The organism is Terribacillus saccharophilus, assembly GCF_000725365.1.
Classification (GTDB): Bacteria; Bacillota; Bacilli; order Bacillales; family Amphibacillaceae; genus Terribacillus; species Terribacillus saccharophilus.
In genome coordinates, this window is record NZ_CP008876.1 from 734561 (window position 1) to 753818 (window position 19258).

Annotated in this window: 14 protein-coding genes and 1 tRNA gene; 10 read left to right on the forward strand and 5 right to left on the reverse strand. The window is 38.4% G+C overall.

From position 1 onward, the window contains the following. Positions 1-20 precede the first annotated feature (20 nt). The 4 genes from GZ22_RS03875 (at position 21) to GZ22_RS03890 (ending at position 4512) form a co-directional block, all read left to right on the forward strand. Positions 21-785: an ABC transporter ATP-binding protein gene (locus tag GZ22_RS03875; RefSeq protein WP_038558848.1), complete on the forward strand. Its 765-nt coding sequence runs from the start codon at positions 21-23 to the stop codon at positions 783-785. Further along, entirely contained in the window at positions 760-2655 is a 1896-nt protein-coding gene (locus tag GZ22_RS03880) for an ABC transporter permease (protein ID WP_038558850.1), read from the forward strand. Before GZ22_RS03875 ends, GZ22_RS03880 begins: the two co-directional genes overlap by 26 nt. A 417-nt stretch (positions 2656-3072) precedes the next feature. Further along, positions 3073-3154 (forward strand) — tRNA-Leu (locus GZ22_RS03885). Between the two features lie 422 nt (positions 3155-3576). After that, positions 3577-4512, forward strand: coding sequence for an NADP-dependent oxidoreductase (locus GZ22_RS03890; RefSeq protein ID WP_038558853.1), 936 nt, complete (start codon positions 3577-3579; stop codon positions 4510-4512). A gap of 282 nt (positions 4513-4794) precedes the next feature. On the opposite strand, the gene GZ22_RS03895 is transcribed toward GZ22_RS03890, so the two are convergent. Together GZ22_RS03895 and GZ22_RS03900 are read right to left on the reverse strand one after the other, a co-directional pair. After that, the gene (locus GZ22_RS03895; protein ID WP_038558856.1) at positions 4795-6255 is read right to left on the reverse strand and encodes a carbon starvation CstA family protein; all 1461 of its coding nucleotides are present in this window, start codon (positions 6253-6255) and stop codon (positions 4795-4797) included. Positions 6256-6559: 304 nt separating this feature from the next. Further along, entirely contained in the window at positions 6560-7630 is a 1071-nt protein-coding gene (locus GZ22_RS03900; RefSeq protein ID WP_038558859.1) for an aldo/keto reductase, read from the reverse strand. 377 nt (positions 7631-8007) lie between these two features. Here GZ22_RS03900 and GZ22_RS03905 point away from each other — a divergent pair, with 377 nt between their 5' ends. The 3 genes from GZ22_RS03905 (at position 8008) to GZ22_RS03920 (ending at position 13348) form a co-directional block, all read left to right on the forward strand. Next, positions 8008-9201: a hypothetical protein gene (locus GZ22_RS03905; RefSeq protein WP_038558862.1), complete on the forward strand. Its 1194-nt coding sequence runs from the start codon at positions 8008-8010 to the stop codon at positions 9199-9201. Positions 9202-9216: 15 nt separating this feature from the next. Next, positions 9217-10446: a Zn-dependent hydrolase gene (locus GZ22_RS03910; RefSeq protein ID WP_038558865.1), complete on the forward strand. Its 1230-nt coding sequence runs from the start codon at positions 9217-9219 to the stop codon at positions 10444-10446. Positions 10447-11254: 808 nt separating this feature from the next. After that, positions 11255-13348, forward strand: a complete 2094-nt coding sequence (locus GZ22_RS03920; RefSeq protein WP_038558873.1) for a 5'-nucleotidase C-terminal domain-containing protein — start codon at positions 11255-11257, stop codon at positions 13346-13348. Between the two features lie 51 nt (positions 13349-13399). Here the strand turns inward: GZ22_RS03920 and GZ22_RS03925 are convergent, their stop codons facing one another. Then, the gene (locus GZ22_RS03925; RefSeq protein ID WP_038558876.1) at positions 13400-14596 is read right to left on the reverse strand and encodes a DUF4317 domain-containing protein; all 1197 of its coding nucleotides are present in this window, start codon (positions 14594-14596) and stop codon (positions 13400-13402) included. A gap of 169 nt (positions 14597-14765) precedes the next feature. On the opposite strand from GZ22_RS03925, the gene GZ22_RS03930 reads away from it, so the two are divergent. Further along, entirely contained in the window at positions 14766-15515 is a 750-nt protein-coding gene (locus GZ22_RS03930; RefSeq protein ID WP_038558879.1) for a hypothetical protein, read from the forward strand. A gap of 129 nt (positions 15516-15644) precedes the next feature. On the opposite strand, the gene GZ22_RS03935 is transcribed toward GZ22_RS03930, so the two are convergent. Next, on the reverse strand, positions 15645-16607 hold the full coding sequence (locus GZ22_RS03935) for a metal ABC transporter substrate-binding protein (RefSeq protein ID WP_038558882.1): 963 nt from the start codon (positions 16605-16607) through the stop codon (positions 15645-15647). 184 nt (positions 16608-16791) lie between these two features. Further along, complete coding sequence (locus GZ22_RS03940; protein WP_038558885.1) at positions 16792-17046, reverse strand: hypothetical protein; 255 nt, start codon at positions 17044-17046, stop codon at positions 16792-16794. Between the two features lie 455 nt (positions 17047-17501). Between GZ22_RS03940 and GZ22_RS03945 the strand changes: the two genes are divergently transcribed. After that, on the forward strand, positions 17502-17915 hold the full coding sequence (locus GZ22_RS03945) for a Fur family transcriptional regulator (RefSeq protein WP_038558888.1): 414 nt from the start codon (positions 17502-17504) through the stop codon (positions 17913-17915). 348 nt (positions 17916-18263) lie between these two features. Further along, on the forward strand, positions 18264-19226 hold the full coding sequence (locus tag GZ22_RS03950; RefSeq protein ID WP_038558891.1) for a metal-binding protein ZinT: 963 nt from the start codon (positions 18264-18266) through the stop codon (positions 19224-19226). The last annotated feature ends 32 nt before the right edge of the window (positions 19227-19258 follow it).

Below are 19258 nucleotides of genomic sequence, written 5' to 3' on the forward strand. Positions count from 1 at the left end.
ATTGGAGAGGAGAATGGATTATGCTCAAACTTACAAAAGTCAGTAAAATCTACGAAGGTAAAGTTGCTTATCGCGCCCTTACCGATATCGATTTAGAAATAGAGAAGGGTGAATTTGTTGCCATCATGGGACCGTCAGGGAGCGGAAAAACGACCTTATTGAATATTGTTTCCACAAACGATACGCCGACAACAGGGCAGGTGGAAATCGATGGACAACAACCTCATCAGCTAAAGAAAAGTGCTTTGGCTAAGTTCCGTCGTAATCAACTCGGATTCATCTTCCAGGATTTCAACTTATTACATACCCTTACGGTTCAGGAAAATATTATCCTGCCGCTAACATTAGATGGTGTCCGAGCAGGAGAGATGCAGCAAAAAGCACAGCAGATAGCAAAGAGTCTAGGAATTGAATCAATTATGAATAAGCGTACGTACGAGATTTCCGGAGGACAAGCGCAGCGGGTGGCCATCGCCAGGGCGATGATTCATGAACCGAAATTGCTGCTAGCGGACGAGCCAACAGGAAACCTTGATTCAAAAGCGGCCAAGGATGTCATGAAAATGCTGGTATCCATTAATGAGAGAAATAAAACAAGTTTGTTGATGGTAACGCATGATCCGCAGGCTGCTAGTTATTCTGATCGTGTTGTTTTTATTCGGGATGGTAAGCTGCATGCCGAAATTCATCGGGGGGAGAGCAGACAAGCATTCTTCCAGAAGATAATCGATATGCTTTCGCTGATGGGAGGAGAGGGAAATGACTTTTCGTCAGTTCGCGTTTAGAAATGTCTTACGCAATAAACGATTGTATATTGCTTACTTCCTCAGCAGCATGTTTACGGTGATGGTATTCTTCACATTTGCAATCTTTGCATTCCATCCAGCTTTTTCAGAAGGATCCGTTAATAAGTATGCACTGTTTGGAATGGCTGTTGCTGGTGGAATTATTTATGTATTTTCTTTCTTCTTTATTCTATACTCGATAAGCTCTTTCTTGCAGTCAAGGAAGAAGGAGTTTGGCTTGCTCATCACTTTAGGAGCTTCTGATAAGCAAATACGGCTCATGGTATTTATGGAGAATATTTTAATAGGACTTTTTGCAACAGCTGGCGGAATTTTGATAGGACTAGTATTTGCAAAATCCATCCTTTTACTTGCTGAGAATATATTAATCATTGATGCATCTCTTGATTTTTATTTCCCAGTAATGGCTATTGTAATAACGTTTATCAGTTTTATCTTTCTCTTTTTCTGTATATCGGTTTTGGTGGCGTTCGTTTTACGTACAAATAAACTGGTCGATCTCATTAAAGGAGATAAGAAGTCCAAAGGAGAACCGAAGGCCTCTATTATTTTATCTATCCTTGCGGTTATTCTGTTAATTGCAGGATATGGTACTTCTGTTTATGTTAAAGGTGCCAGTGTTGTCTTTGTAATGATTCCAGTCATTATCGTGGTGACGCTGGGAACATATATCTTGTTTACGCAATTAAGTGTTTATTGTATTCGTTTTCTGAAAAAAAATAAATCAATCTTCTGGCGTAAGACCAACATACTGCTATTTGGTGACTTATCGTTCCGAATGAAAGATAACGCTAGAACCTTTTTCATGGTAGCGATTATATCAACCGTAGCTTTTAGTGCTATTGGGACATTATATGGGTTTCAATCTTATCTTACAAAGGGAGTAAAAGAGATGAATCCATATACGTATACGTATAGTCCTTTTTTGGACGAAAGTGACGAAGTGATTGAGCAAGATATGCATAAAATCAATGCAATTTTAGATGAACAGAAAATCGACGCAGATATGGAATCCACGGACTTGGCATTTTATAATACCTCTGTGGAAGAATCGCCTGTATTGATAGTGAAAGCTTCTGATTATAACCGTTTTGCCGCATTAATCGATGAGAATAAACTGCACCCAAAGGAAAATGAGGCAATCATTATGGAACAAAGTGATGCGGTAATCATGGAAGGACAGAAAGCTAGTGAAGTATTGATGGCATCCGGCGTTCAGCTGGATAACGGACAGGAAATTTTGCCAAGTAACACAGTGAAGTCTGCTGTAGGGCTAGGCTTTTCTGGTTATTATGTTGTGAATGATAACACTTATGATCAGCTTGGAACTCCAGTAAGAACAGATTTTACTGCTGCATGGAATGTACATGACGGGAATGAAGAGCAAGTTATTGAAACTGGAAAAAAGTTAGAGGAGCAAATAGAGCATAAAGTATTTTCAGTTGATCACTCCATTTATGAAATTAATAAAGCGTATGGACCGATATTATTTATTGGCTTATTTATCGGCATTGTGTTCTTTGTCTCGGCTGGAAGCTTTCTCTACTTTCGATTGTTTACGGATATTGATATAGAAAAGCGCAAATTTAAGTCGATTGCCAAGATTGGATTAACCGAATCAGAATTGAAAAAAGTGGTGAACCGGCAAATTGTTATTTTGTTTTTCTCACCTATTGTAGTGGCACTCATTCATGGTGCTGTAGCACTTACAGCTTTATCGCGTTTGTTTGATTACAACTTAATAGTTGAATCTGCTTTAGTATTGGGAAGCTTTGCGGTAATCCAAGTATTTTACTTCTTTGTTGTACGATTTTTCTATATGAAACAAGTGATTCGATCGGTCTTTTAAATAAGGTCTTCGCTTTTGAAAAAGTTTAGAAACTGCTGGAACATAGGATCCGGCAGTTTTTTAGGTTTCAGTCATACAAAATCATTAAGAATTTTAAAGTTGGTAAGGAGCATTTGGCAATCACACTATTATGTATTATGAGTGGGACGATGAATAGAAGCATTGCAATTTTATTGGGATGTGCGCTTTCTAAAATTTGCTCAGTCGTTAGTTGCCAAATTGCATTCTATTCATGTAAAATAAGAGTTACGTGTTTTAAAAAGATCTTAAATCTTTGCCTGAGTTAGCCATTAGATTCAAAAAAAGATTGTAATGCAAAAAAAACTAGTTATTTTTAAAAATTGTATTGCTTTTTGTTTCTGCAGCATATATAATCTAACTTGTCCTTAAGAAAAGGGCAGCATACATAAGAGACATGCCGGTGTGGCGGAATTGGCAGACGCGCACGACTCAAAATCGTGTTCCGCAAGGAGTGCCGGTTCGACCCCGGCCACCGGTATCACTAGACAGTATGCCAAAGCTGTCCAATCAAGACTCTAACGTAAAGTTAGGGTCTTTTTTTGTATTCTAGATTAATGGATTTACCTTATAAATACTTGGAACTTACATAAGAGCGAAGATACCTAGTATCTGCGTGAATCAGAAAACAATAGTTGTAGCACGTTTAAGAATATAAGTGGATTTAGGTTAAATATAGCAGTAGCTTATGAGCTTAAATCAATAACATAAATACCATCTATAAGCAGTTTAGTTTGATTCAAAGTTATTAGAGGTTAAAATAAGTCATGTATTAAATAAATACATGGTTACAGAGAATTTCATTTGAATTTTTAGCAAGCTCTGACAAGAAGGAATAACTTCTTAAGACAGAACCAAGACTAAAGCTTACAAATATATTTCTTAAAAAAGGGAGTGCATTTCATGCGTGCAGTTATTATTAATGAATATGGCGATAAAAATGTATTAGTAGAGCAAGAATTGCCGAAACCTGAAATAAAACCAAACCAAGTGCTTGTTGAGGTGTATGCCACTTCAGTTAATCCGATTGACTGGAAGCTACGTGCAGGTTACTTAAAGCAGATGCTCGATTGGTCCTTCCCAATTATCCTTGGCTGGGATGTTGCAGGTAAAATAGTTGAGATTGGGAGCGAAGTGAAGAATTATCAAGTCGGGGATGAAATTTTCGCGCGACCGGATACTACCGCTGCAGGTACTTATGCGGAATTCACAGCAGTGGATGAAGAATTACTTGCGAAAAAGCCTAGCAATCTTACATTTGAGGAAGCTGCCTCCATTCCATTAGCAGGGTTAACAGCTTGGCAGTGTCTGGTGGATAATACAAAGGTCAAGAAAGGTGATAAAGTACTTATCCAAGCTGGAGCTGGTGGGGTAGGAAGTATGGCTATTCAAATGGCAAAACATTTGGGTGCCTATGTTGCTACAACTGCGAGTGAAAAAAATGAAGCATATGTAAAAGAGTTAGGTGCTGATGAATTCATCAACTACCGCACACAGCAATTTGAAGATGAATTAAGTGATTATGATGCAGTCATTGATACAATGGGCGGCGATATATTAAATAAAAGCTTCCAAGTTTTAAAGCCCGGCGGAAGACTGGTAACGATTGCGGGACAACCTGATGAAGCATTAGCAGAAAAACATCAAGTAACGGCAAGCTCTTATTGGCTGACACCAGATGGGAAGCAGCTAAGTGAATTAGGAGAATTACTTGAGAAGGGAACTCTTAAGCCTCAGGTAGGTCATGTATTTGATTTTTCAGAAGAAGCTTTGCAAGAAGCACATGAATTAAGTGAAACGCATCATGCCAAAGGGAAAATTGTGATTAAAGTTAAATAATTTACGGGATAGCAAACGTTGAAACCAACAGAATACAGATCAATCTGAGATAATATAAAAATGCCATCATGATAATATGATGGCATTTTTATTTTTAACTAAAGATGTTATGGGTAATGCTTATAATACCAGAGTTCACATAACGGCCTTGCAAATCTTAGAAAGTCTTAGCTGATTAATTAAAGTTTTTTAGATGTAACTCAAAATGGATGTGACATATTTTAATATCCTTACTATAACAAAATAAGGAGTTAGGTGTAGACCTCACCTAACTCCAATAAATCAATTTATTTTCTCGTTTTTAGGCAGAGAAGGTACTTCCAAATCTACGACCAAATTCTCTCTTTTATTTTTTCTGGCTTTCCAGAAGAACAAAGCAGTGATGACCACTGTCATGATTAGTCCTCCTGTATGTGCTGCCTGATAGGATAAGCCAAGACCAAGGTTACTATCATATAAAATATAAGTTAACACCATATCGGTAATGAATACTGCCGGAATTAATGCTATGAAATAATTTTTCTTTTTAACAAATAGATACATAGTGCCTATCCAAAGCGCAAGTGCTGCGGTTCCTTGATTGGCAAACGAGAAGTAGCGCCATAGGATATTAAAATCAATCGTTGTCAGCCAATAAGAAACGATAAACAATGGAATCGCGATTGCCAATCGTTTTGCCAGTTTGCTTTGATTCAGATTGATGTAATCGGCGATGATATTACGTGCTGCTCGAAATGCTGTATCACCAGAAGTGATTGGTAACACTACTGCACCAAGAACGGCTATGGTACCACCAACAGCTCCAAGTAAGGTCATGCTGACTTCACTAACTACCAGGGAAGCTGTACCCTCATTTATTAATCCTTGAAGACTTTGTCCATCAAATATAGTCATTGCTGCTGCTGCCCATATCATGGCAATAACACCTTCGGCAATCATCATGCCGTAAAAAATGTATCGGCCTTGTTTTTCATTTTGAGTTGTTCTTGAGATAAGCGGTGATTGTGTGGCATGAAACCCAGAGAGAGCCCCGCATGTAATCGTTAGAAATAGGATTGGGAAAATAGGTGTGTCAGCTGGATGCATATTCGTTAACGATAATTCTGGAATGGTATAGCCCCTTAATAATAACGCGGCACCCACACCAACTGTCCCTATGATCAATAGTGCCCCGAAATACGGATAGACACGACCGATGATCTTATCAATTGGGAGAATGGTAGATAAAAAATAATAAGTAAAGATAATAAGAACAATAGCTATTAAAGCAACTCTGCCATCAATTAAGTTATGCAATAATGATGCAGGTGTCGTTACAAATACTGTACCAACCAGCAGTAATAACAGTAATGCAAAGACGTTCACTAAATGGCGAGAAATTTTACCTAAAAACCTTCCAGCAAGTTCTGGAATATGAGCGCCACGATTACGAATCGAAATCATACCAGTTAAGTAATCATGTACAGCTCCAGCAAAGATAGAACCGAGCACGATCCATAAGAATGCTGCAGGACCATACAATGCACCCATAATTGGACCAAAGATAGGACCGGTACCGGCAATATTCAGTAATTGAATTAATGCGTTTTTCTGTTTGTTCATTGGCACAAAGTCTACACCATCTTGATTAGCATATGCTGGTGTTTGTCGCTCCTCATTCGGTCCAAATACTTTCTCAACGTATTTTCCATACGTAAAATACGCTGCAACCAATGCTAAAATCGCAACAAAGAAAGTAATCATCCTAAATCCCCTCCATATCTATGTAAGCGTTATCATGAACATTGTATTATAAAAATATTTATAAAGGAAGGGGAAATAAAACGTCATTCTGCAACAGAAATTTTAGCAAAATATAATCAATACATAGGACAAGCTAAAATTAGTAAGCATACTACATTACGATTTATCGTTATGAATGACAAGATTATCACTTCTCGTGTTTTGCAATTAGTGTTGATACAGCTTATTAAAAGTTTATAAAACATAAATTAAAATACCGAAAACAGAAATAAAGATCTGTTTTCGGTATTTTTGAGTTCCATTATTATTCATCCAGACCCATAGACTGCTTATATCCTTGTAAATAAGCCATCTCCGCCGGGCTTCCTTTTTCAAAACTGCTCATAGTACGGTGCCACAGTGGATAGATAGGTGCTGGTCTGGCAGCTGATTCAATCAGGTCGTGTTCTTCTTGGGTTAATTTGATATCAAACGAAGCTATGTTTTCTTTTAGTTGTTCTTCATTACGGGCAGCAATAACAATCGGGCCGACGTTTGGACGGTCTTTGACCCAAGTATAGGCTATTTGCGGCACAGAAGCATTGTGATTTGCTGCTACTTCTTCCAGTGCATCAATTACCTGATAGAGTCGTTCTTGATCCTGCACCCAAGGCTCTGACCAGCCGCCGCCTTGGCGGGTGTTTTCTGGTGCTGTTTTATTGCGTCCGATTTTACCATTTAGCAGACCTTCACCGAGCGGACTCCATATCATATTGCCAACGCCGAGTTCGGTACCTGCGGGTAGCAGTTCATATTCTGCTTCACGAGCTTCAGGTGTATAGTAGATCTGCTGTGTAATTGGAGGGATGTATCCAGGCTGCTGTGCGACAGTAAAAGTTCTCGCAAGTGCCCAGCCACTATAATTAGAAACACCCCAATAACGGATTTTCCCTTTTTTGATTAAGTTGGTCATCGTATCTATTGTTTCCTCAACTGGTGTACGTCCGTCCCAAAGATGGACAAAATACAAATCAAGATAATCCGTACCAAGACGTTGCAGTGTTTGGTCAATGGATGCTTCAATATTAACGCGGGAAGCTCCTCCATTGTTAGGACCGTCCCCTAATTGAAAGCCCGTTTTCGAGTTGATTAATACTTCGTCACGACGTCCCTTGATAGCAGCACCGAGGACACGTTCTGAATCTCCTTTGGAATAAAGATTCGCTGTATCAAACATATTAATACCAGCCTCAAGTGACATATCTACTATTCTGCGAGCTTCGTCTTCTTTTATGTTACCGGTAGCCTCAAAACCATTCGTGCCGCTAAATGGAATCGTTCCAAGTATATACTTTGGAACACGAAGACCAGAATTTCCTAAATTAATGTATTCCATGATAGCCTCCTAATTAAAAGTTGTTTAATATCATGCATCGTAAATACAGTACCCGACCTTAAAATTAGTAAAACTATCCAACAAATAGTATGGATAACACGTCATTACGCCGATGTCGAGATTTTGTTCATGATGTCCTTTATAAACAGAAAAAATTTATAAAACGTTTATAACAGAAATAGAGAAATTCAGAATAAAGTGGTTGTAGGAACAATAAATTTGAAAGCCTCAAAGTCTAAAAGGGTTTCCAAAAAAAATGAAAAGAAAAAATTAAATTGACTGAAAACTTAAAATATATTATTATTCATACATGTCTTTATTTGAATATTCTTTATTTGGTTGTTTTAAAAATACAGCAAGAAGTTAGGAGACCCCTCATGTCACAAATGCTAGCGTTAGTCATACTTACCCTTATTTTATTTATTGGTGATTTAGTTGCAGTTCGGACGAAGGCTTGGGTGCCATCAATATTTATTTGTGCGATTTTATTTCTTGTAGGTTATTGGACCTTCTTCCCAGCAGATATCGTAGCGGTGGCCGGTGTTCCTCCCGTTGTAGCGACGATGATGATGTACCTTTTGATTACCAATATGGGGACATTGCTGTCAGTTAAAGAATTGAAAAACCAGTGGAAAACGATTGTGATTGCACTGTCTGGTATTTTGGGTATCGTTGTTTTGCTACTATCGGTTGGAACACTTATATTCGGTTTTGAAACAATGGTCGTAGCGATTCCTCCTTTAGTCGGTGGTGTAGTTTCTGCGCTGATCATGTCTGATGCAGCTAGTGCGGCAGGTCTTTCATCTTTGGCAGTATTTGCTATCGTCATTTACGTGATGCAAGGTTTTGCTGGCTATCCGATTACATCATTTGTACTGAAGAAAGAAGGGAAACGACTGCTGAAGCTTTATCGGAATGGAGAACTTCAAGTGGACGTAACTGATAAAGCAAAAGAAGAAATAGCAGCTGCTGTGGAAACAGCACCATCTAGATGGAGACTGCCTGAAAAATACAACACCGATTTCTTGAAGTTTTTCAAGCTGGCGCTAGTTGCTTATGCAGCATATCTTGTATCTACTTTGGTAGCGCCATTATTCTCAATCAGTCCATTCGTCCTTTGCTTATTATTCGGGGTTATTGCCTCTAGTGTCGGTTTCCTTGAAAAGCAGGCATTGCAAAAGGCAAACGGATTTGGTATTGCGATCTTAGTGCTGATGCTCTTCATCTTCGACGGATTGAATCAGGCTACACCAAGCATGATGCTGCAGATCTTGTATCCGCTGGTAGGAGCTATCGTTATTGGGGTTATTGGAATGTACATCTTCTCCTTTATTGCAGGTAAAATTTTAGGAGTAAGCAAGAATATGGCGTTTGCGGTTTCCTTGACAGCTCTTTACGGTTTCCCGGCAGATTACATTATTACAAACGAGGTAATCAAGTCTTTGACCGAAGATGAAAAGGAAAGAGAAGCATTAACGAGTCGAATGCTGCCGCCGATGCTCGTCGGAGGCTTTATCACAGTAACCATCGTGTCAGTCATACTAGCAGGAATCTTTGTTGGTTTCTTGTAATAGGGAGAGAATAACTTGAGTAAAACAAAAGTACGGATTGAACAGCATATAGAAGCTTTAGCGCAATTTACTGCAACTCCTGGTTCTGGTACCACGCGTCTCACATACAGCCAGGAGGACCTGCATGCCCGTAACTATATTAAAGAACAAATGAAAGCATCAGGCTTGAATGTAACCGAAGATGGTTTCGGCAACGTTTTTGGAAAGATGGAGGGCTCACTGGAAGATGCACCTAGTGTAATGATCGGTTCCCATTTTGACTCGGTGCCGAACGGAGGAGCTTATGATGGACCAGCTGGAGTCGTAGCAGCGCTCGAGGTTGCACATCTTTTTCATAAGAATAACCTGAAACCGAAGTATCCACTTGAAATGATAGCGTTAGTGGAAGAAGAAGGCTCTCGCTTCGGCGGAGGGCTGATGGGTTCACGAGGAATTACTGGAGTACTGAGTGAAGCTGATTTTAACAGCCTGAAAGATAGAGATGGAGTTTCTGCAGTAGAAGCAATGCAAAAAATAGGATTGGACCCAGCGCTTCCAAAAGGAAGAGACCCTAAAAAGATGAAGGCTTTCCTTGAATTGCATATTGAGCAAGGACCAATCTTAGAGGAAAAAAACATTCCTATCGGTATTGTTGATGCGATCGTTGGGTTGACTCAATATGAAGTGACAGTGAAAGGGCAGGCAGGTCATGCGGGGACAACTCCAATGGACCGTCGCTCGGATGCCTTAACAGCAGCAGCTAAAATCATCAGTCAGTTGCCTGAACTTGCTGTGGAAGAAGGGAACGGCACGGTTCTTACTGTAGGACGGCTAAATGTTTTTCCTAACGGAGCAAATGTCATTCCTGACAAAGTTGTATTCACGGTCGATTTACGATCCGGGAAAGAAGAACATGTACTGAATGTGATTGAGAAGATGAAGGAATGCATAAACACACATCAAGAAAGTGGCATTGAGATAGTGGCTGAGGAGCAGTTATATATCCAGCCTAAAGCATTGAATGAAAATATCCGCGCACTTCTAGAAGACAAGAGCGAAGAAAGTAATGTATCGTATTGCTCTATCAATAGCGGAGCAGGACATGATGCGATGATCTTTTCCGACTTTACAGACGTGGGCATGTTATTCATCCCAAGTAAGGCAGGGCTAAGTCATTGTCCTGAAGAATGGTCAGACTCAGCGCACATAGCAAAAGCTGCAGAAATTTTCTATGAAGCAGCGAAGGAGTTAACCGAGGTAGAGTGAACAAGAGTTAGGCGCCCATTATTATAAAGGGGCCTGACTCTTTTATATTTATTTAGGCTGTTCAAAAGAACTTTAATTCTTAGTTAATACCCAAATACGATAATTAACTTCTTTATGGCTTGTTTCCAACTAATGTAAGATATGATAGGCTTGAATTATCAAATTATTCCAAGTGGAAGGAGAAAGGAAAATGAGTTTAACATTTTTAGGTATCTTGAGCATTATTTGTGCTCTATTAGTAACAATAAATAAGGATAAATATAAATGGTTGGTAACCTCATTAGGATTTAAAAATAATCCCAAGGTTGCAATAATCTTTTATTCAATTATGGGGTTGGTATTAATGCTTAGTGGTATTGTCAACTTCTCATTCGTGAGCTACATTGTTTTGCCTGCCTTCGTGCTATGTTTATCCTTTATAACAATCTTAATTATTAACTCAAAAAAGAATGACGCATGTTAGTTTATCAAAGTTTAAACCTTTTAATTAAATGCTAATTTATACGTTTATAAGGATGAAGTTTAGAGGTTAAAAACTACTTAACTATAAAGTAGTTTTTTTGTGGGTAAATATAGTGACTTATAGCTATTCTTATCACCGTGTATGAGTGGAATATAAAAGAGCACAGAATCTATCTAGTTATACAGAAAATTATAGTTTTTGAAATCTTTTTAATATATTCACAATATTTTAATGATAAATTAATAGTATGCTTCTACAATAATGTAGAAGAGTCGACAAGGTTGGCATAGTAGACTAGTGCTCACTTTTTCGGAAATTCACTATTAATTTGGGGGTATCGATTTTATGAAGGGTAAGAAGCGTTTCAAGTTTTCACTAAGCACTGCTGCAATTATAGCTATTCTATCATCAATTGTTTTACCAACCAGTACATATGCAGCTGATGAAAATGGGGAAGATTTTTCTTTGACGATCATGCATATGAACGATACACATGCGCGTGTGGAGCCGCTGCCGAATATGGTGACAGCGATAAAAGAAGTTCGTTCCCAAAAGCCAGATGCTTTGTTATTTAATGCAGGTGATGTTTTTTCAGGGACACTCTATTTCAACCAGTTCCAAGGACAAGCGGATTTGGCGCTTTTAAACATGATGAATATTGATGCAATGACATTCGGGAATCATGAGTTCGATCTTGGTTCCAGTGAGAACGGTCATGCATCTTTGAACAAATTTATTGAAGGTGCGAACTTCCCGTTTGTGTCTGCGAACGTAGACTTGTCTGCTGATCCTTTTGCGGGTGGCCGAGTGAGCAGCACATTTACAGAAGATGCACAGGATAGCACGGTATATGATGGTATGGTTAAAGAAGTAAATGGGGAGAAGATTGGTATCTTTGGGCTTACAACAGAGGAGACATTGATGACTTCCAGCCCTGTTGATGCACAAATTACGAATTACAAAGCTGAAGCTGAACGAGCAGTTGCAGCATTTGAAGACATGGGAATAGATAAAATCGTTGCCATCACGCATCTTGGCTATGACAGCAATCCTGCAGTCGGTAATGACTTGTTGCTGGCAGAACAAGTTGACGGAATTGATGTCATTGTTGGCGGCCATTCACATACACAGTTGAATGAACCGACAGTTGTTACCGCTGATGAGAATGGTGCTGCAAAAGATCCGACAGTTATTGTACAGGCTTATCAGTATTCACAATACCTAGGGGAGCTTGATGTAACCTTTAACGAGCAAGGTATTGTAACCGGCTCCTCAGGCCATTTAATCGATGTGACGCAGAAGCAAGCTGATCCAGAAGCACTGAACACACTTAGTGCTTATAAATCGGAAGTTGATGCGTTATCCAATCAAGAGACTGGTGCAATAGCACAAAAACCTCTTACAAATCCAAGACTTACCGACAGTGACGTAAGTGTGCGGGCAAACGAAACGGAATTAGGTAATTTAATTACGGATGCGATGCTTGTCAAAGCACAGGAAAAAATGCCCGAAGTGTCTATCGCTATGCAAAATGGCGGTGGAATCCGGGCGGCGATTGATCAAGGGCCGATTACAGTTGGTGAAGTGATTACTGTATTGCCATTCGGTAACGACCCGGCAGTCGTGCAGTTATCAGGAGATGAAATCAAGCAGATTCTTGAGTACAGTGTTCGCTTGGCTCCAGAAGAGAGCGGCGGCTTCCTACAGGTTTCCGGCATGAAATTTGCTTATGACAGCACAAAAGAAGCAGGTTCCCGTGTTGTAAGCATGCAAGTGAAAACTGGTGAAGATTATGTGGACATCAGTCCAGACCAAACTTACTCCGTTACAACGAATAACTTCACTGCAAAGGGCGGAGACGGTTATGATGTATTCGCCAAAGCATATGCAGATGGCCGTGTACAGGATCTAGGCGAAATTGATTGGGAGCAATTCCGTGATTATATGGTGGAAGATTTGAATGGTGAAGTTAATCCAGTCATTGAAGGCCGGATTACGGACTTATTAGGAAAAGATCTAGAGCCAACAGAACCTCCGGTAGAAGAGGAGCCAAACGAGGAAACTCCAGTAACACCAGATCCGAATGAAGAGACGCCAGACTCAAATGATGATGGTAACGATCAAGAAGAGAAGCCTGGGGACAAGCCACAGGAAGATCCGAAAGATGACGATAAGCCAACTGATGACGATACAAATAATCAAGATGATAAAGACAGCACACCGCCGCCAAGCAGCCAAAATAACGGTGGAAACGGCAGCAACTCAGGTGGCAGCATCGTCAAAGTCTCTGATGATAATACGAGTCCAGCATACAGTGGAAGTGGAAGTAAGCTGCCAAACACGGCAACGAATATGTATACGTACATGCTGGCAGGAGCAGTATTGCTTGCAACAGGTATAGTTACCTTTATCTTCAAAAGAAAGAAAGCAAAAGCTTAATTAATAAAAATAAGGATGCTGCACATAGCAGTATCCTTATTTCTTTTATAACTATTCTGTTTCTTCTTCTCTATTAATTCTATTCACTAAGGCCTCTTCTGCCATCTTGAATCCTTCGATAACAGTATCTTCCTCAACTTCAATCATAATACAGCGTTTGTTGTTGAAGACAACTTGCCGAACATAGCGCAAATCTTCTGGGCTGATTGCAATATTAGCAACCTTTGTTTTAATTTTAATAGATTTAGAATTGTACTTCGGCAATACACTGGTTGCCTTCATTTCATATTTCTCATCATCAATGACCTTTTGATAAGCTGTTTCCACTTTTTCCGGGGTCACATCTTCTACACCACTCATTGTCAGGACGCGTTGAATATCCTGTCGATCAAGCTTTGGTGCTTCGTCTTCTTCATTCTCTTCTACTACGCGATTAATTTCCTCATACACACTGGCAAGGGATGAAGTGCTGAGCTGATCTCCAGTGATATCCTTGACGATTTCTTCGAATACACTTTTGTCATCTCTCGCTGTCATGATTTCCTCAGCATTCAATACATCTTCGATAAATGCTGTATCAGGTTCATATGCTTTTGCGGTTGAATACAGGACGTGGTTGACGTCAGCTGCACTGTCATTGAAGCAAGGGAAGAGGAAACCGGATAATGGCGCCTGTAAGTTTATGACCGGATCTACTGTCATATTGTATTTGAATTCCCGCTCAACATAATCGAATTGTAATTCCTTCTTCGGCTCTTGTGTTTTATTGATACTGCACAGAAGGAAGGAGTGGGAGTACATCGTATCATTGGCACTTTCTTCGGAATCCTCACTTTGGCGTCTCTGTGCTTTAAAATATTCTGCTTTAATGAACGAGATGACCACGTCATGTTCGTATTGCTTGTCTTCTAGCATTTTTGCGACTAGCTTTAACATATCGGTTATCCATTCTTCTACATCATTCGTAAGTAAACCGCGATGCAAGATGAACTGACTGCTGTCTTCTACGTCGCGTTTGAATTTCAACTCGAATAATTTCTCATCCGGCTGGCCAGCCAATACTTTTTTAAAGTTGCCTAGGAACAGTTCCTGCTGATCTTCATCCAGCATACCGAATGGCATACTTTCATGGTGATAGATATCACTAGATTCTTTCATGATATATACATTGAAAATATCAGAGATTTTAAGTTTATCATTGCCTTTTTTGAATTGCCTGCGAATAGTTGCGATGTCTTTTTTATTCATATCGTTTCCCGTTCCTTATAGATAGAGTGAAAAGCATGTTCACTTATTTTAACATAGAGATAGATTGCGAAAAGGCACTTTTAATGTTGGTTTTTGAAATTATGAAATTGTATTATGGATAATTATGTTAAAATCTAAAGAAAAACCATATATCATAAGGGGTTTTAGAATGAGATATATTTTTTCTTTAGAGAATGCAGAAGATTATGATACGTATCATACAATCTCAGAACAATTCAAAGAGAAACTTTCCGCTTACCAAAGTGTACTCCAAACAAAATATAAATTAGTAGACTTACCAAAAGCAATTGTCTGGACTACTCCGGAGCTGGCAACATCCGTTTTTTCTGAAGTACCAATCCCAGCTTTTACTAGTAAGAACATTATTTATATGACGCCTGATCTTTCTGCGTGGAAAGCACTGTTTATTGAACAATTGGAAGGTCAAGATCATCCTGAAATAAAGGCTTTCTACGAGCAAATTAGCATTAATCAAGTATTGGCGATAGCAGGGCACGAATTGACACATCATTCCGACTTATTCTTGGATGAATTTGAAGATGATAGAGAAGATGGCATCTGGTTTGAAGAAGGTATGTGCGATTATTTATCTAGAAAGCACCTATTGGAAGAGCGGGAGTTTGAGGAGCTCACTTATATTGAATATAAGCTGATAAGAATTTTTAATGACAAGTACGGAAATCATTCATTAGAGGCATTTGGCAGCAGTTCCTACGGGGGAAGCTTGACTAGTATTATGTATGATTACTGGCGAAGCGGTTTTACAGTGAAATATCTGGTTGAGAAGAAATTTCAAAACGACGAGATGAAAGTATTTGAGGAATATCACAAATGGTATAGGGAAGGACGTAAAGTTACTTTATTGAAGTATTTCGGTGTTGAAGAATTATTTGAATGACTATGCCTATCCTGTATTTAGTACAATGCAAACAGCCCATATTAAATGGGCTGTTTTACATTTCTCCCGTACTAGCAGAATAACCGCACAGCTGAAGCACTCTAAATCTTCTTCATGATGTTACCTATTTTATTTAATTACTTGTTTTAATGCATCAAGGTTATTTTTCATTGTTTGAATATAATCTACACCTTTATCTTGCTCTTCTTTTGTAATTCCTTCTATAGGGCTTAGTATCTCTGCTTTTGCACCTGTTGCGTCAGCAAGAGTTTGCGCAGTTTTTGGAGAAGCAACTTCTTCAAAGTAGATGACGTCAATATTGTTATCTTCGATATAATCTTGAAGTTGCCCTAATTTAGCTGGACTCGGCTCTTCTTCAGGAGAGAGACCCGCAATGGCAATTTGTGTTAAACCATATTCCTTGGCAAGATAACCAAAAGCAGCATGTTGGGTAACAAATTCTTTATTGGAGGCATTATCCAAAGCATTATGAAATTCTAGATCTAAATCGGATAATTTATCTTTATAGACCGCTGCATTCTCTTGGTAGTCTGATTTATTATTCTTATCTACGCTAACGAGTCCTTGTTCAATAGCATTAACTTCTTCTTGAGCCAATACGGGATTTAACCACACATGTGGATCTAAAGCAGATTCTTCTTCCTCTTCTTCTCCGCCTTCGATTTCAAAGTCATTAACAGGTGAAGCATCCAGTGAAATATCTTTACTAGCATCAACTACCGTCACTTTGTCTGTATCGATACTATTTAAAACACTTGGTACCCAAGTTTCCATCTCATTTCCGTTGTATACAAATATATCTGCATCTTCAATTTTAGCAATATCTTTAGCAGTAGGTTCAAATTCATGAGGCTCGACGCCAGCTTGAACCAAAGCACTAACATTAGCATGTTCACCAGCTACGTTCCTTGTAAAGTCATACATTGGATAAAATGTTGTTACGATATCCAACTTTTCATCTTTTTTATTTCCCGAATCATCTTGTACGTTGTCATTGCTGCAACCCATTAGGCCAGCAGATAATAACATTACACCTAAACTCACCTTAAATGTTTTATTTTTCCTAGCCATACTAAAATCCCTTCTTACGTCACTTAAATCGTAACCTTTACTATTTAACAGGAATTAGACTACGCCTATTTATAGAGAAAGTCAAATTTTTTATTAAAATTTTTACTATTAGCTGACAAAAGGAAAGTTTTTAACAAGAAGGAGAGGTACAAGATAAAGTTTAGGAAGTAGAGGAAGATTACAATTATGAATTTACATTTACTGAAATATACAATGCAGCCATATGAGATAAAAATTGGTGAAGATTATCTTGAGAAGGTTCCATCTTTCTTAAGATATCTAAAATTGTGTAAAGCTCCTCATCAGAAGCATCCAGTACTTCTGCAACAATAAATTGACTATCCATAACATGAAAAATATTGTTGTGTTCTAAAGTATAAGTTCTGGTAGTGGTCAGATGCTCCGTTAGAAAATTAAAACAATCTTTCTTTAAATTCATATTCATATCTCACCCTTAAATCGTAATTATTATTATTTGTGTATAGACGAATTAAACCAAAAATATTAAATGGAGTAAAGAAAAAGAAAAATTTAATTCCAGTAAAAAACTTGCTGACGCTTGTTATATGGCATTATTTCAGAAAAAATGTTGACCAACGATTTATTAAAAGATATGCTGTATCCAAGTTAAACTGTAATGATTACACTTTATCTAGTGAAGTGATGACATAGTCACAATACTCTTAACTCATCCGCATCATGATCATATTCTTGGTCATGTAATTTGAAAGAGTAGGAAAGAACAGATTTTGTTATGACAAATGGGGGTCTCAGAAACAAAAGACCGTAGTTGGTAATTTAACGTTCGTTAACGTCGAAGAATATTTAGCGGGAGCGGTTTATCAATCTTTTGACGCCGGGACATCTAATTTTATAAGTAAGGAATGAAGTGTTGTGAATAGAAAAAAAGCACTAGAAATCTTAAAAAAAAATGGTTATAGACAAACAGTGCAGAGAGATAAGTTACTTCAAATATTTGAAAGGAACTCAGATTATACTGCTGCAATAGTTGTATGGAAAGAGTTTAATTTAAAGTTTGCAGGAGCAAGTTACAATACTTTATATCGCAACCTTTATACCATGGTAGAAATAGGTATCTTAGAAATGACTACGATAGATGGTTTGAAGCACTTTAGATTCCTTTGTAACGTTGAAGGGTATGATCATCATTTTATCTGTAAGAAATGTGGACTTACTAAAGCAATTGAAGTTTGTTTGTTAGAGAATATTCGAAGCGTGTTACCGAAAGATTACACAATCGATAATCACCGTTTTGAAGTTTACGGGATGTGTCCTACTTGTAAATGATACCTTTCCAAGTCCAATAATTTGTTTGATCTTTATTTCTCTAAATAGATAGCGATAACTCTACCTATCTCTTAATATTTAACTGCTATTCTCTCCATTTTAGAATGTATTCCGCGTACTTCTCACCAAATGTGTACATACCAAATTCATCTCTGATTCGTCATGTTTATCCTCAAGAGACATTTTCAACACAATTCAATTACCTTATATTCTTCAATCCATTTAGCAACTTTCTCAATCTCCATTGGCAAAACCAAAAGAAATTATGTCTTGACAATTTGAGGAAGTGTGTATAATCTTTAAAACGTAAACATTACGATTACCATTATGGAGAGAGGAAGAACATACTTGAAGAAATTATCTTTGCTTATTAGTTTATTAGCTTTAAGCGTAACGTTAGTAGCTTGCCAGAATACAGAAGAAGAGGCAGCAACTAATAATAACGCGTCAGAAACAGAAGGGGCAGAAGTACAAGAGTCAGGAGAAATTGAGATAGAAGGCTTAGGTGACCATTATCATACAGGAGATACAGTCGAATTAACTGCTGTACTCAGTGAAGATGTTGATTATGATCATTGGCATTGGTACATAAAAGAAAGTGATCAAACCGAATGGGAAGCGGCTTCCGGTCAACAAGGGGAAACCTTTACAGGGGAAGCAACAACTGATGGCTTAGAAATTAAGGCAACGCTTTACGATGGTGATCATGAAGTGTACGCAGAGTCCGAACCAGTTACTATCGTTATTGATGACCACCATGGTCATGATGAAGAAAGCAGAAATATTAATGCAGGTATCTTTGAAGATGAACAAGTAGAGAATCGTGAATTATCAGACTGGGAAGGAGATTGGCAGTCTGTATACCCTTACCTTCTAGATGGTGACTTAGACGAAGTCTTTGAACACAAAGCAGAAGAAGGCGATATGACAGCGGAAGAATACAAAGAATACTATACAACTGGATATGAAACAGATGTAGAACGCATCATTATTGACAATGGTAATGTAACGTTTTTCCAGGATGGACAAGAACTCCAAGGCAATTACGAGAATGATGGATATGAGATTCTTAATTACGAAGCAGGTAATCGAGGCGTACGTTTTGTTTACAAGCTAGTTGATGGAGATGCTGATATGCCGCAATACATTCAATTCAGTGACCACCTCATATCTCCAACGGATTCACATCACTACCATTTATATTGGGGAGATAATCGTGAAGAACTATTAGAAGAGGTTACACATTGGCCAACGTATTATCCTTCTAATTTAGATGCAGATGGTATAGTTCGTGACCAATTAGCGCATTAAGCACAGTGGAGAAGAGAAGCAAAAGTTTCTCT